Annotated in this window: 12 protein-coding genes and 1 riboswitch; of the genes, 7 read left to right on the top strand and 5 right to left on the bottom strand. The window is 70.5% G+C overall.

Translation table 11 applies throughout. From position 1 onward, the window contains the following. Positions 1-51: 51 nt before the first annotated feature. Entirely contained in the window at positions 52-1167 is a 1116-nt protein-coding gene (locus ACYR7D_RS26860) for a D-alanine--D-alanine ligase family protein (RefSeq protein ID WP_459547289.1), read from the top strand. Between the two features lie 8 nt (positions 1168-1175). On the opposite strand, the gene ACYR7D_RS26855 is transcribed toward ACYR7D_RS26860, so the two are convergent. Further along, positions 1176-1763, bottom strand: coding sequence for a DUF3515 domain-containing protein (locus ACYR7D_RS26855; protein ID WP_459547288.1), 588 nt, complete (start codon positions 1761-1763; stop codon positions 1176-1178). 191 nt (positions 1764-1954) lie between these two features. Here ACYR7D_RS26855 and ACYR7D_RS26850 point away from each other — a divergent pair, with 191 nt between their 5' ends. From ACYR7D_RS26850 to ACYR7D_RS26835, 4 genes are read left to right on the top strand one after another with little or no spacing between them, the layout of a single operon-like run. Next, positions 1955-3010 (top strand): thiamine-phosphate kinase, encoded by a 1056-nt coding sequence (locus ACYR7D_RS26850; RefSeq protein ID WP_459547287.1) that lies wholly within the window; start codon positions 1955-1957, stop codon positions 3008-3010. An 11-nt stretch (positions 3011-3021) separates the two neighbouring features. Continuing rightward, on the top strand, positions 3022-3705 hold the full coding sequence (locus ACYR7D_RS26845) for a uracil-DNA glycosylase (RefSeq protein WP_459547286.1): 684 nt from the start codon (positions 3022-3024) through the stop codon (positions 3703-3705). Positions 3706-3741: 36 nt separating this feature from the next. Then, positions 3742-3978, top strand: a complete 237-nt coding sequence (locus ACYR7D_RS26840) for a hypothetical protein (RefSeq protein WP_459547285.1) — start codon at positions 3742-3744, stop codon at positions 3976-3978. A gap of 50 nt (positions 3979-4028) precedes the next feature. Next, positions 4029-4892, top strand: a complete 864-nt coding sequence (locus ACYR7D_RS26835; RefSeq protein WP_459547284.1) for an alpha/beta fold hydrolase — start codon at positions 4029-4031, stop codon at positions 4890-4892. A gap of 20 nt (positions 4893-4912) precedes the next feature. Here ACYR7D_RS26835 and ACYR7D_RS26830 read toward each other — a convergent pair whose 3' ends face one another. The 3 genes from ACYR7D_RS26830 to rpmB form a co-directional block, all read right to left on the bottom strand. Next, positions 4913-5698: an enoyl-CoA hydratase/isomerase family protein gene (locus ACYR7D_RS26830; protein ID WP_459547283.1), complete on the bottom strand. Its 786-nt coding sequence runs from the start codon at positions 5696-5698 to the stop codon at positions 4913-4915. After that, positions 5695-6207, bottom strand: coding sequence for an N-acetyltransferase family protein (locus ACYR7D_RS26825; RefSeq protein ID WP_459547282.1), 513 nt, complete (start codon positions 6205-6207; stop codon positions 5695-5697). Before ACYR7D_RS26825 ends, ACYR7D_RS26830 begins: the two co-directional genes overlap by 4 nt. Positions 6208-6345: 138 nt before the next feature. Then, positions 6346-6537, bottom strand: coding sequence for a 50S ribosomal protein L28 (gene rpmB, locus ACYR7D_RS26820; RefSeq protein ID WP_459547281.1), 192 nt, complete (start codon positions 6535-6537; stop codon positions 6346-6348). A 354-nt stretch (positions 6538-6891) separates the two neighbouring features. Here rpmB and ACYR7D_RS26815 point away from each other — a divergent pair, with 354 nt between their 5' ends. Together ACYR7D_RS26815 and recG are read left to right on the top strand one after the other, a co-directional pair. Further along, positions 6892-8505 carry a DAK2 domain-containing protein gene (locus ACYR7D_RS26815; protein ID WP_459550309.1) on the top strand — a complete coding sequence of 538 codons (1614 nt, stop codon included), beginning with the start codon at positions 6892-6894 and terminating at the stop codon, positions 8503-8505. 43 nt (positions 8506-8548) lie between these two features. After that, positions 8549-10822 (top strand): ATP-dependent DNA helicase RecG, encoded by a 2274-nt coding sequence (gene recG / locus ACYR7D_RS26810; protein ID WP_459547280.1) that lies wholly within the window; start codon positions 8549-8551, stop codon positions 10820-10822. Between the two features lie 289 nt (positions 10823-11111). On the opposite strand, the gene metE is transcribed toward recG, so the two are convergent. Beyond that, positions 11112-13379, bottom strand: coding sequence for a 5-methyltetrahydropteroyltriglutamate--homocysteine S-methyltransferase (gene metE / locus ACYR7D_RS26805; RefSeq protein WP_459547279.1), 2268 nt, complete (start codon positions 13377-13379; stop codon positions 11112-11114). 174 nt (positions 13380-13553) lie between these two features. After that, positions 13554-13692, bottom strand: a riboswitch (cobalamin riboswitch). Positions 13693-13817 lie beyond the last annotated feature (125 nt).

The following is a 13817-nucleotide window of genomic DNA, read 5'->3' as shown; positions in this document are numbered from 1 at the left end:
ACAGACCGTCCGCTGCACGGAGCCGGGGCCCCGGCAGGGTACCGTTCGGGCATGAACCGGATCAGGGTTGCCGTGGTGTTCGGCGGACGTAGCAACGAGCATACGGTGTCGTGTGTGTCTGCCGGTGCGGTGCTGCGCAATCTCGATCCGGCGCGGTACGAGGCGGTACCGATCGGAATCACCCCCGCGGGCACCTGGATACTCGCCGGTGACGATGTCACCTCGCTTGCTCGCCGGGGCCGGACGCTGCCCTCGGTCCCCGGCGGTGGGCCCGCGCTGGTGCTGAGCACCGACCCCAGCCACGCCGGAACGCTGGTCCCGCTCGATGATCCGCAGGCCGCGCTGGACGCGGTGGATGTGGTGTTCCCCGTCCTGCACGGCGCGTTCGGTGAGGACGGCACCGTACAGGGAATGCTGGAACTGGCCGGTATCCCGTACGTGGGCCCCGGGGTGCTGGCCAGCGCGGCCGGGATGGACAAGGAATTCACCAAGAAACTTCTCGCCGCCGACGGCCTGCCGGTCGGAGTGCAGGTGGTGTTGCGTCCGGGGGTCGAGACCGTCGCACCGGCGGACCGGGAGCGGCTGGGGCTGCCGGTGTTCGTGAAACCCGCGCGCGGCGGGTCGTCCATCGGGATCACCAAGGTCACCGATTGGGCCGACCTGGATGCCGCGGTGGCCACCGCTCGGAGACACGATCCCAAGGTGATCGTCGAGGCCGGGATCGTGGGCCGCGAGGTCGAATGCGGAGTACTGGAATTCCCGGACGGCCGGGTGGAGGCCAGTGCGCTCGCCGAGATCAAGATGCCCGAGGATCTGGCCGACGCCGAGGCGGGGGAACAGCCGGGGCCGGCCTTCTACGATTTCGACACCAAATACCTCGATGACGTCTGCGAATTCGATGTGCCGGCGAAACTGGAGGACGAGCTCGCCGAGGAGGTCCGAGCGCTGGCGGTGCGCGCCTTCCGGGCGCTGGATTGCCAGGGGCTGGCCCGGGTCGATTTCTTCGTCACCGAAAAGGGACCGGTGATCAACGAGATCAACACCATGCCCGGTTTCACGCCGATCTCCATGTATCCGCGGATGTGGGGTGAGAGCGGAATCGATTACCGGACGCTGCTGACCACCCTTATCGAGACCGCGCTGGCCCGGGGTACCGGGCTGCGCTGAGCCCGAGTTCAGTTCGGCAGCTCACCGGGGTCGATCGGGCGCTCCGGGAGCCGCGCGGTGATCGTATCGGACACCGCCTGCAGCGGAGTGGGGCCGGAACCGTCGGGAACCGTGAGGGCGATATAGGTTTCGCGGTCCACCGCGAACCAGGTGGCCGTATCGCCCGCCTCGTCGCGGATCTCGAACCATTGCACGCCGTTGACCAGCTGTAGCGGCGAGGACCGAATGAATTCCAGGGGGCGGTCCAAACCGCAGCGCAGCACGACGGGCTCCCCGCCGGCGGGGAGCTGCCAGGCCCGGGTGGCGGGGGGTGCCGGTTCCACCAGAGTGGCGGCGGTGAACTCACCGAGTTCGGCCGGGAGAGCGGGCAGGAGCGCGGCGCAGGCCGGGCCGTCGGCGGCCGGGGCGGGAACCGGCCCCAGGGCCAGGGGTTCCCGCTCGGCGGGGGACCGCAGGACGAGGACCGCGGCGACCACCACCGCGACCAACAGCGCTACCGGCAGCGCGACCGCGGTCGCGATGAGCGCGGGTGGATAGGGCGCCCGTTCGGGGTCGGTGTTGTCCGGGGTATCGGTGTCCTGGTCCGTACCCGGCATCCTCGGTGGTCCTTTCCTCGGCCTGTTCCACGGCGCTGCGGTGCTGCGATGCAGGTCCGCACCGTCCGGTCACCGGCACAGGGTACCGTCAGGGCGATGCCGCCGAAGGACCGCCCGGACGGCCGCGGCCGGGGAACCGGTCTTTCCGAGCCGGGCGCCCGGGCCGGTGCGGAGGGTGGCGCCGGACACGGGTGAGCCGGCGCGGGCACAACGAACGGAAAGGCCGCACGATCGATACCGGACCGACAGTGGGCGAGCTGGGCGAATTCGCCCTGATCGCGCGGATCAACGCGGGCCGGGCCCAGGGGCCGGCCGTCCGGCTCGGGCCCGGCGACGACGCGGCGGTTTTCACGGCCGCGCGCGGGCAGTACCTGGTGAGCACGGATATGTTGATCGAGGATCGGCATTTCCGCCTGGACTGGTCGAGCGCGCAGGACATCGGCCGTAAGGCGATCGCGCAGAACGCGGCGGATATCTACGCCATGGGTGCCGAACCCGTCGGGTACGTCGTCGGTCTCGCCCTTCCGGAGCACACCCCGGTGGAATTCGTCACCGCGCTCGCCGACGGGTTCTGGGCGGAAGCCGCCCGCGCGGGTGGTTCGATCGCGGGTGGGGATATCGTGCGCGGCCCCCAGCTGGTGATCTCGGTGACGGCCTTCGGGGATCCGCTCGGCGCGCGCCCGATCACCCGAGCGGGCGCGCGAGTGGGCGCAACCGTCGCGATCGCCGGCCGGCCGGGTTGGTCGGCGGCCGGCTTCGCGCTGCTCACCGGCGGGTATCCGGTGGCACGCGGGTACGGCGGCGCGGAACCGGAGGCGGCGGCCGCCGTCGCCGCGCATCGCGCCCCCCGCCCCTCCTACGATCAGGTGCGTGCGGCGGTGGCCGGGGGCAGCGCGCCCGCCGCCCTCACCGATATCTCCGATGGGCTGCTCGCCGATCTCGGGCATCTGGCACGGGCTTCGGAGGTGGCCGTCGCGGTGGACTACGCGGCGCTGCGCGACCCGGCCCTGGAGCGGTGTGCGCTGGAGCTGGAAGCCGATGCGCGGCAATGGATCCTGACCGGTGGCGAGGATCATGTCTTCGCCGGTGCCTGGCCCCCGGGAACGGCGCCACCGGCCGGATGGACCCCGATCGGGCGTATCGAGGCTGGTCAGGGCGTAACCGTGGACGGGGCCGAGTACCACGGTCCCGGCGGCTGGGAAGCGTTCTCCGGGACGGACTCGGCGAAACCGGGCCGGTCACGATAGGTTGTGCGGTCATGGGCACGAAACCACTCGCGGAAATCATCGATCCGGGCTGGGCGAAAGCACTGGAACCGGTGGCCGACCGTATCGCGGCAATGGGCGAATTCCTGCGTGCCGAGAACGCCGCGGGCCGCGGGTATCTCCCCGCCGGGGAAAACGTACTGCGTGCTTTCCGGCAACCGTTCGAGGCCGTCCGGGTGCTGATCGTCGGTCAGGACCCCTACCCGACGCCGGGCCATCCCATGGGCCTGAGTTTCTCGGTGGCCCCGGATGTGCGGCCGGTACCGCGCAGTCTGGCCAATATCTTCGCCGAGTACAGCAAGGATCTCGGCCACCCCACGCCCAGCACCGGTGATCTGAGCCCTTGGGCGGATCAGGGTGTGCTGATGCTGAACCGGGTGCTGACCGTCTGCCCGGGTAAACCGGCGTCGCATCGCGGCAAGGGCTGGGAGGAAGTCACCGAGCAGGCGATCCGTGCCCTGGTGGCCCGGGACGAGCCGCTGGTCGCGGTGCTGTGGGGCCGCGACGCGGGTTCGCTGAAACCGGCGCTGGTGCAGGCGGAGGTGCCTTTTATCGAGTCCGCGCATCCGTCACCGCTGTCGGCGTCGCGGGGATTCTTCGGTTCACGTCCGTTCTCCCGGGTCAACGAACTCCTGGACGAACTGGGCGCCGAACCGGTGGACTGGCGCCTGCCCTGACCGGGCGTCGAATGAGAAACAAGTGAGGAGCACACCATGAAACTGCGCGGCATCACCGCCACGCTCGCGCTGAGCGCCGCCCTCTCGGGCGCTGCCGGGGCGACGGCCGGAGCGGCCCCGCTGACCCTGGAACCGGCCCAGCCGGTTACCGAACCCGGGCCGATCGCCGAGGATTTCACCTCGACCGGTTCGTCCACCATTTCGGCATCGGTGAACGCCAAGGGAGCCTGCCTGTTCCAGCGGACCCTGAGTGCCATGGACCTGGACTGCTGATTTGCCCGTTCGTACGGTGTAACGTCCGCATATTTGCGATGCTGAAAATCGTGAGTAGTGCGAACAATTTGCTCGATCCCGTCCGGCTGCGGTTACGCGGCGCGGGCGGGATCGAACTCGTTGCGGACCAGTACGGCCCCGCCGACGGCGCGCCCGTGCTGTTCCTGCACGGCGGTGGTCAGACCAGGCATTCTTGGAAAGGGACCGGCGCGCAGCTCGGCGCGGCCGGGATCCGGGCGGTCGCGCTGGACGCGCGGGGGCACGGCGACAGCCAGTGGGCCCTCGATCGGGATTACCGCTACGAGGCCATGGTCGGAGATGTGCTCGCGGTTCTGGAACAACTCGGCGGGGGGCCCGCGGTGCTCGTCGGGGCCAGTATGGGTGGGATCACCGGATTGCTCGCCACCGCCGCGCCGGGCGGAGACGCCATCTCGGCACTGGTCCTCGTCGATATCGTGACCCGCCCCGAACCCGAGGGCGTCGACCGGGTGCTCACCTTCCTGAGCAAGAACCCCGACGGATTCGCCACCCTCGACGAGGCCGCGGACGCCGTGGCCGAATACCTGCCGCACCGGCCCCGGCCGAAATCCACCGCGGGACTGCGGCGCAATCTACGCCGACGTGACGGCCGTTGGTACTGGCATTGGGATCCGGGCATTCTCGGCGACAAGGCCGCCGATCCGGACGAGATGGCGCGCAGCCTCGAAGGTGTGGCCCGTGCGCTCACCATTCCCGTGCTGCTGGTGCGCGGGCTGCGGTCGGATGTGGTCAGCGCCGCTGGAGCAGCCGAATTCCAGCGATTGGTGCCACATGCGGAGATCGCGGAAATCGGTGATGCCGCGCATACCGCGGCCGGTGACGACAACGATGCCTTCACCGAGGCGGTGACGAAGTTCGTCCTGCGGGCGCGCTGAGCGAGGACCGAGACCTCCGCTCAGCCGAGCCCGGTGTAATCCGGTGCGCGTTTGGCGAGGAAGGCGTCCACCCCTTCGTGTCCCGTGGGGCTACCCGCCGCGGCGGCCATGGCATCGCGTTCGGCATCCAGCTGTTCGCTCAGTGTCGCGGTGGCCGAGCGGCTCAACAGCGCGCGGATGGAGGCGTAGCTCGCGCGCGGACCGCGGGCCAGGGTGCGGGCCAGCTCGCGAGCGTTGTCACCGACCGCGTCGTCACTACCGGCCAAGCGCGCCAGAATGCCGAGGCGGTGTGCTTCCGTGGCGTCGAGTACCGCGTCGGTGAGCAGGATCTCGCGTGCCTTCGCCGCTCCCACGAGCCGCGGGAGCGTCCAGGACATACCGCCGTCCGGACTCAACCCGACCCCCGGGTAGGCGGGCCGCATCCGGGTTCCGGGACCGCCGACCGCGATATCGGCCGCGCACACCAGGCTCATCCCGGCCCCGGCCGCCCATCCGTGGACCGCCGCGACAACCGGCACCGGAGCGGCGTCCAGCACGCGGACGAAAACGTGCAGAGTATCGGCCAGGTGGTACAGGTGCGCGGAACGGTCCGCGGCCGCGGCGAAATCCCGCACATCGCCGCCGGCGCAGAAATTCGGACCGGAACCGGTGAGCAGCACCGCACCCACCTCCGGGCCCGGCGCCTTCAGGGCGGCGGTACCGGCGGCGACCGCGTCGAAATTCAGCGATGTGCCTTTGGCGGCGGTGGACAGGGTGATCTCCAGGACCCCCTCGGCGATCCGGACGTAGTCGGCTGCGGTGCTCATGACCGAGACCTTACTGCCGGGCGCACCATCCTGATCTCGGTTGCCGTGGCGAACCGTTCGGCCCGGGCGGTGCCGTCGGGTACGAAACCGTACTTGGTGTAGAAGGCGCGGGCTCGGGGATTGCGTTCGAAAACCCACAGCGAACACGAGCGATCCGGTTCGAGCACTGCCCGTAGCAGCGCGTGGGCGAGTCCGGTGCCGTACCACGCGGCCCGCACGTACAGCGCGCCCAGTTCTCGTTCGGCGACCGCCGGCTCCTCGCGTGGCGGGCCGTATCGGACGAATCCGGTGACCTGCTCACCCGACAGGGCGATCAGGAATTGCCCGGTATACGCCCGGGCCAGGCGTTCCACACTCGCGGCGCGATGATCGAGGTCGAACGCGGCGAGTACATGATCGGGTACCAGGCCCCGATAGGCTTCCCGCCAGCAGGCGATATGGCATTCCGCCAGCGCGCGGGAATGCTCCGGCCCGAGCGGCACGATGGTCCAGGGCCGCTCGGGCGTCATACCGGCACTCCGGGCGTGGCCGACGGATAGGGCACCGCACGGAGTCGGACACGACCTCGCCCCGGCTCCCGTGGGGAAGCCGGGGCGAAAGCCGTATCGAGAATCTGCGCGACCGCGCGAACGCGGATCACCCGGGTATCAGCCGCGTACGACCTTGCCGGCCTTCAGGCAGGAGGTGCACACATTCATCCGGCGGGTGTTACCCGGGGCGACCTGTGCACGCACGGTCTGGATATTCGGGTTCCAGCGACGGCTGGTGCGCCGATGCGAATGCGAGACCGACTTACCGAAGCCGGGGCCTTTGGCGCAGACGTCGCAGACGGCAGCCATAGTCGCGAACTCCTTCGTGTCATCATGAGGACCGAACACCGGTACGGCGGCCGATCCGAAATCAATGTCGTCATGCCTGCCGGTATCGGTGAACGCGATACCGGACGGCGCCGACCGGTAGGCCGCGCCAGGCAACCCTGCAAGGGTAGCCCGACCCGCGAGGATCCACCAAACCGGGGTGGGTGCGCGGTCGGGGTGGTGTCGGGAGCGGCGGTTAACCTGGCGGGCGACGATCCGACGACGAGAAACGAGGTGGCGGTGCCCGGAACCCGGCAGGTGAGCAGTGTCCCGGCTGGGCGGTTCCGGGGCTCACCGGACCCGACCGCGGCGACCACCGGTTACCCGCTCACCGAGTTGGGCGGAGCCGAGCTCCTGCGCTGGGGGCGGGACTGCGTGGTCGCGCTCGAGGAGCGGCGCGCGGAGATCGACGCGCTCAATGTCTTCCCCGTGGCGGACTCCGATACCGGGACCAATCTGCTGGCGACCATGCGCGCCGCGGTGGCGGAGGCCGACGGTGTGGCCGCCGCTGCGCCCGGGGCGGCACCACCGGTGTACCGGGTCGCCATCGCGCTGGCCCGGGGCGCCACAGCGGGGGCCCGAGGCAACTCGGGCCTCATCCTGTCGCAGATTCTGCGCGGGATCGCCGAGGCCGCCGCGGCGCGGGCCCTGACCGCCGCCGGTTACCGGGCGGCGCTCAGCCGGGCGGCGGCGCTGGCGCGCACCGGTCTGAGCGACCCGGTGGAGGGCACCGTCCTCACCGTCCTGGACCGGGCCGGGGCCGCGGCGCGTGACTGCCCCGACACCGGATTGGCCGCCGTGGTGCGTACCGGCGCCGAGGCGGCGGCGCGGGCCCTGACCGAGACCCGCGATCAGCTTCCGGTGCTGTGTGCGGCCGGAGTGGTGGATGCCGGTGCGCGCGGGCTGCTGGTCCTGTTGGATGCCATGGTCGCGGTGGTGACCGGCGAGCGTCCGGTCCGGCCCGAATACCGGGGCGCCGGTCCTCGGCCGCGCCGCGGCGGCGCCGAGGTACGGGCCCCACGCTACGAGGTGATGTATCGGATCACCGGCACCACCGACGAGCGCATCGCCGCACTACGCTCCCGGCTGACCCGGCTGGGGGATTCGGTGGTGGTGGCCGCCGACGGCGAGGGCGGCTGGTCCGTCCATGTGCACTGCGCGGACGCCGGAGCGGCGGTGGAAACCGGCCTGGCCGCCGGAGGGCTGCACGGAATCCGGATCGACCAGCTGTGGGAAAGCCGCGGCGGCGGGAGCACGGAAGGCCGCCACGCGCCGCGTTCGGGCGCCGGGAACGCCGACCGCGGGGTCCTGGCGGTCGCCGCGGGAACGGATGCGCGGGCGCTGTTCGAAGCGGCCGGTGCGGTGGTACTGGACGCGGAACCGGCGCTGGAGTCGGCGGCACTGCTCGCGGCCATCCGGCGGCTGCCCCACCGTGAGGTGCTGGTGCTGCCCAACGGTGCTCTGCCGGCGCACGAACTGGTCGCCGTCGGCGCGGCGGCACGCGACGCGCACCGCGATGTCCTGCTGCTCCCGAGCGCCAGCATGGTGCAGGGTCTGGCCGCCCTCGCGGTGCACGACCGCGGCCGGATCGCGGTGGACGACGCGTTCGCCATGTCCGAAGCCGCCGCCGGAACCCGCTGGGGCTCGCTGCGCCGCGCCGCCGGCCGGGCGCTCACCATGGTCGGCACCTGCGCGGCCGGAGACGGGCTCGGCCTGGTCGGTCCCGATGTGGTGGTGATCGACCGGGATACGCGCACCGCGGGGCAGACCCTGCTGGACCGGATGCTCGGGCTCGGCGGCGAATTGGTGACCCTGCTGGTCGGCGCGGACGCGCCGGACGGTCTCGCGGACGCACTCGCGCGGCATATCGGCGCGGAGTTCCCCGGTGTCGAGGTGACGGTGTACTCGGGCGGTCAACGCGGGGATCTGATACAGATCGGGGTGGAATGAGAATCCGGCGAACCCGGCGGCCGGTGGTGACGGGAGTGGGGCGATGGCGACACTGAGCGACCGGCTGGATCATGTGCTCGGCGCGAAAGCCGCGGGCTCGCTCGCGGACGCGTTCGATATGCGTACGGTCGAGGACCTGCTGCGCCACTATCCGCTGCGCTACGCGACCCAGGGGCAGCCGCTCACGGAGGAGGCGCCCGAGGACGGCGCGCACATCACCGTGATCGGGCGGATCACCAAGGCGGAGCTCCGGCCGATGCGGCAGCGGCGGGGTTCGCTGCTGAAGGTGGTGCTCGATACCGGATCGGGCCGCGGTGTGGATGTCACCTTCTTCAACGGCGACAAGGTGAAATACGCGGTACGCGAAGGTGCGCGGGCCATGATGTCCGGCACGGTGAACTACTGGCGGCCCGGCCAGTGGAATCTCAGCCACCCCGGTTATCTGATCCTGCCGGAGGCGGATGCGGACGAACCGACCCTCACCACGGTGCGTGGTGGCGGTGACCTGCGCGGGATCGCGCAGAGCGCCAAAGGCTCGGACGGGGTGGACATGTCGTTCTTCGAGCGCGAGTTCCTCCCGGTTTATCCGGCGACCGCGCGGCTGCAGAGCTGGGAGATCCTCGCCTGTGTGCGTCAGGTGCTGGATCAGCTCGACCCGCTCGACGATCCGCTGCCCGAGAGTATCCGCGCCGAACGCGAGCTCATGCCCGTGGGCGACGCGCTGCGCCTGATCCACCTGCCCGAGCACGATTCCGATATCGAGCGGGCCCGGCAGCGGCTGCGGTTCGACGAGGCGCTGGCCCTGCAACTGGTTCTCGCCGAACGCCGGCACGAGGTGTCGGGCCGCACCGCCCGGCCCTGTCCGCCCCGGACCGACGGTATCGCCGCCGCCTTCGACGAACGGCTGCCGTTCGAACTCACCGCGGGCCAGCGCCTGGTCATCGACGAGATCTCCGCGGATCTGTCCCGGGAACATCCGATGCACCGGCTGCTCCAGGGCGAAGTGGGGTCGGGTAAGACCATTGTCGCGCTGCACGCCATGCTGCAGGTGGTCGACGCCGGGCAGCAGTGCGCCCTGCTCGCCCCCACCGAGGTACTCGCGGCGCAGCATTATCGGTCGCTGCGCGGGATGCTGGGGGAGCTCGGACAGGCCGGCGAACTCGGTGCGGCGGATACCGCGACCCGGGTCACCCTCGTCACCGGCTCGATGCCGGCCGCCGCCAAACGCGCGGCGCTGCTGGAGGCGGTGACCGGGGAAGCCGGGATCGTGATCGGTACCCACGCGCTGATCCAGGACGCCGTCGAATTCTTCGATCTGGGCATGGTCGTCGTGGACGAACAACACCGCTTCGGAGTGGAGCAGCGTGACGCGCTGCGCGCCAAGGCGAAAGCGGGTACTTCCCCCCACCTGCTGGTGATGACCGCCACCCCGATACCGCGCACCATCGCCATGACCACCCTGGGGGATCTGGAGACCTCCACCCTCACCGAACTCCCCCGGGGGCGCTCACCGATCACCTCGAAGGTGGTGCCGCGCCGGGTACACCCCAACTGGGTGGACCGCGCCTGGGAGCGGATCACCGAAGAGGTGCGCGAAGGCAGGCAGGCCTATGTGGTGTGCTCGCGGATCGGTGACGACGAGGACGGGCCCGGGCGTTCGCGCGGCGGGAAATCCCGGGGCCCGGACACCGATAAGGAGGCGCCGCCCACCCAGGCGGTACTCGATGTCTTCGAACGCCTGCGCACCGGACCGTTGGCGCGGCTCCGGGTCGGACTTCTGCACGGGCGGTTACCGGCCGACGAGAAGGACCAGGTGATGCGCGAGTTCAATGCCGGCGATATCGATGTCCTGGTCTGTACGACCGTCGTCGAAGTCGGTGTGGACGTGCCGAACGCGACCGTGATGGTCATCGTGGACGCCGACCGGTTCGGCGTGAGCCAGCTGCACCAGCTGCGTGGCCGGATCGGTCGCGGCGCGCATGCCGGGCTGTGCCTGCTGATCACCGATGCCGCTCCCGGCGGGCCGGCGATGGCCCGCCTCGAGGCCGTCGCGGCGACCACCGACGGGTTCGAGCTGTCGGTGCTCGATCTGCGGCAGCGGCGCGAAGGCGATGTCCTGGGCTCCGCCCAGTCGGGTACCGCCCGTTCGCTGCGGTTGCTCTCCCTGCTCGACGATCTCGAAGTGATCACCGCGGCGCAGGAATTGGCGCGCGCGGTGGTCGACGAGGATCCCGGGCTGACGCGGCACCCCGGGTTGGCGGCGATGATGGACGCGGCCGTCGACTCCGAGCGTCTGGAGTATCTGGCGAAATCCTGACCCGGAAAGCCCGGTGAACGGGAACCGGGGCATCGCGAACGGCGTCGAACCCGGTGAACGATATCGCCGAGGGGAAGGGTCGGTCGGATGGAAGAAGAACAGGGTTGCCGGTCGGTGCGTCGTCCGCGGACGACGCCGCAGTCGTGGGTGCGGCCGGTGCTGCGGATGACGCGGCGCTGCCCGGAATGTGTGGCCGAGCGGACGAGACGCCGCGAATCGGGGGCGGGGGAACTCGACGGCTGACCGGGCCCGGGCCGCGCCGGTGTAGCGCGCGGCCCGGGCCGGGGGATCAGCGCACGGCGCGGGCGGCGGTCACCATATTCCGCAGGGCAGCCTCCACTTCGGCCGGGCCACGGGTTTTCAGGCCGCAGTCGGGGTTCACCCAGAGGCGATCGGCGGGTACGGCTTTCATCGCGGCACGCAGGGCCGAGGTGATCTCCGCGACGCCGGGCACCCGGGGGGAGTGGATATCGTAGACACCGGGGCCCACACCGGCGGCGAAGCCGGCGGCGTTCAGATCGTCGAGTACCTCCATACGCGAGCGAGCCGCCTCGAGCGAGGTCACGTCCGCGTCCAGGCCGGCGATCGCGTCGATCACCTCACCGAACTCCGAATAGCACAGATGGGTATGGATCTGGGTCGAATCGGCGACCCCGGAGGTCGCCAGCCGGAACGCCTGCACCGCCCAGTCCAGATAGGCCTGCTGATCCGCTGTGCGCAGCGGGAGCAATTCGCGCAGCGCCGGTTCGTCGACCTGGATGATGCGGATACCCGCGTTCTGCAGATCGACGGTTTCGTCCCGGATGGCCAGCGCGATCTGGCGCGCCGAATCCGCCGGCGGCTGGTCGTCCCGGACGAAGGACCAGGCCAGGATGGTGACCGGCCCGGTGAGCATGCCCTTCACCGGTTTACCGGTGAGCGACTGGGCGAAAGTCGCCCAGTCCACGGTCATCGGCGCCCGGCGCGCGACGTCACCGAACAGAATCGGCGGCCGCACACAGCGGGTGCCGTAAGACTGCACCCAGCCCATATCGGTGGCCGCGAAACCGTCGAGCTGTTCGGCGAAGTACTGCACCATATCGTTGCGTTCCGGTTCGCCGTGCACCAGCACATCCAGTTCGAGTTCTTCCTGCAGGGCGATGACCGCGCTGATCTCCGCGCGCATGCGGCGCTCGTATTCCGCCTGATCGATCTCGCCCTTGCGCAGCGCGGCGCGGGCCACCCGGATCGCCGGGGTCTGCGGATAGGAACCGATCGTGGTGGTCGGCAGCGGAGGCAACTGGAGACGGTCCTGCTGCAGGGCCCGCCGCTCGTCGGCGGGACCGCGCCGGAGGGCATCCGGCCCCAGGGCCGCCAGCCGGGCCCGCACCCGCGGGTTGCTGATCCGAGGATCGGCCCGGCGGCTCGCCGCCGCGTCCCGTGCCCGGGCCAGCTCCGCCGCCACCGCCTCGGTTCCCTTGTTCAGTCCGGTGGCCAGTAACCGGACCTCGGCGACCTTTTCCGCCCCGAAAGCGAGCCAGGAGCGCAGGGTGTCGTCCAACCGGGTTTCCACGGCCAGTGTGTACGGCACGTGGAGCAGGGAGCACGAGGTGGACACCGCCACCGACCGCGCCGACCCGAGCAGGGTGGCGAGCGTGGACAACGCCCGGTCCGGATCGGTACGCCAGACATTGCGGCCGTCCACCACACCCGCGACCACGAGCTTGTCCGCCAGCGCCGGTACCGCGGCCGGAGCGGCGATATCGGTGCCGGACACCAGATCGATGGCTATGCCCTCGATATCGGTTCCGGCCAGGGCGGCCAGCGCTGGACCCGGATCCCCGAAATAGGTGGCGACCAGGAGCGCGGGCCGGTCCCGGCCGGTCGTCAGCTCGGTGTAGACACGGCGTACGGCCGCCAGCTCGTCGCCGGTCAGGTCGGTGACCAGCGCCGGTTCGTCGAATTGCGCCCACTCCGCGCCCGCCGCGTCGAATTCCCGCAGCAGCTCCCGGTACAGCGGGATCAGCTCGTCCACCCGGTCCGTTCCGGCGCCGCCGGTCGTCTTGGCCAGTTTCAGGAAGGTGATCGGCCCGATGACGACGGGCCGGGCCGCGACGCCGAGCTCGATCGCCTCGCGGACCTGCGCCAGCAACTCCGCGGAATGCAGCGCGAAGGTCGTCTCGGGGCCGATTTCGGGAACCAGATAGTGGTAGTTGGTATCGAACCACTTGGTCATCTCCAGCGGCTCCACCGAATCGGTACCGCGGGCGGCGGCGAAATAGCGGTCCAGCGGATCGGTGATATCGGCGACCCGCGGTGGTAGCGCGCCCAGCAGCACGGCCGTATCGAGCATCTGGTCGTAATAGGAGAAGGTGCCCACCGGTATCGAGTCCAAGCCGGCGGCTCGCAGTTCGGCGTACTGGTCACGGCGCAGCGTACGACCGGTTTCGCGCAGCTGCGCGGCATCGCTGCGCCCGGCCCAATAGGATTCGGTGGCGCGTTTGAGCTCGCGGCGCGGCCCCACCCGGGGGAGCCCGAGAACCGTTGCGGTGAAGGGTGTTCGCGAAAGAGAAGTCATGGTGTTCTCCAGTGCTGAAGTTCGACGACCATCGCCTTACGCGGGTGCACGGGCACCGATGAGACCCCGGACGAGCCCGGCGCACGGCCGGGCTCGGATGTCGACACTGGTGGACCGTGCCGCCCTGTCCACGAGGCGGTGGTCACCGGATACGGCGTATCCGGTACAACGGGCAGGTCTTCGGACTCGCGGGCACCGGCCGATCCGGCCGACCTACTGGCCGTCGCTTCCCGGGTTGTGTGCCCAGTGCTCATGACGGCGGTCGTTCCCGCTCACCGCTGCGGGACAGTTCCGGATTCCCACCGGATTCCCTCTCACCCGCGCGTCGCGGGCTTCGACGCCGGGGCGGACGTTCGGGGCTCCAATTCGTCCGGCCGGCGAACCAGCTGCGGGACCCACTCTAGCCCGGTTCCATTCCGGTACCCGGTTCGCTCGGGC

The organism is Nocardia sp. X0981 (assembly GCF_977089955.1).
This window is presented reverse-complemented; position numbering and strand designations above follow the sequence as displayed.

What these genes read in the sequence shown, in the direction of transcription:
- metE (WP_459547279.1), bottom strand. Translation starts at nt 13,379, where the DNA reads ATGACTTCTCTTTCGCGAACACCCTTCACCGCAACGGTTCTCGGGCTC.
- recG (WP_459547280.1), top strand. Translation starts at nt 8,549, where the DNA reads ATGGCGACACTGAGCGACCGGCTGGATCATGTGCTCGGCGCGAAAGCC.
- ACYR7D_RS26840 (WP_459547285.1), top strand. Translation starts at nt 3,742, where the DNA reads ATGAAACTGCGCGGCATCACCGCCACGCTCGCGCTGAGCGCCGCCCTC.
- ACYR7D_RS26860 (WP_459547289.1), top strand. Translation starts at nt 52, where the DNA reads ATGAACCGGATCAGGGTTGCCGTGGTGTTCGGCGGACGTAGCAACGAG.
- rpmB (WP_459547281.1), bottom strand. Translation starts at nt 6,537, where the DNA reads ATGGCTGCCGTCTGCGACGTCTGCGCCAAAGGCCCCGGCTTCGGTAAG.
- ACYR7D_RS26855 (WP_459547288.1), bottom strand. Translation starts at nt 1,763, where the DNA reads ATGCCGGGTACGGACCAGGACACCGATACCCCGGACAACACCGACCCC.
- ACYR7D_RS26830 (WP_459547283.1), bottom strand. Translation starts at nt 5,698, where the DNA reads ATGAGCACCGCAGCCGACTACGTCCGGATCGCCGAGGGGGTCCTGGAG.
- ACYR7D_RS26825 (WP_459547282.1), bottom strand. Translation starts at nt 6,207, where the DNA reads ATGACGCCCGAGCGGCCCTGGACCATCGTGCCGCTCGGGCCGGAGCAT.
- ACYR7D_RS26845 (WP_459547286.1), top strand. Translation starts at nt 3,022, where the DNA reads ATGGGCACGAAACCACTCGCGGAAATCATCGATCCGGGCTGGGCGAAA.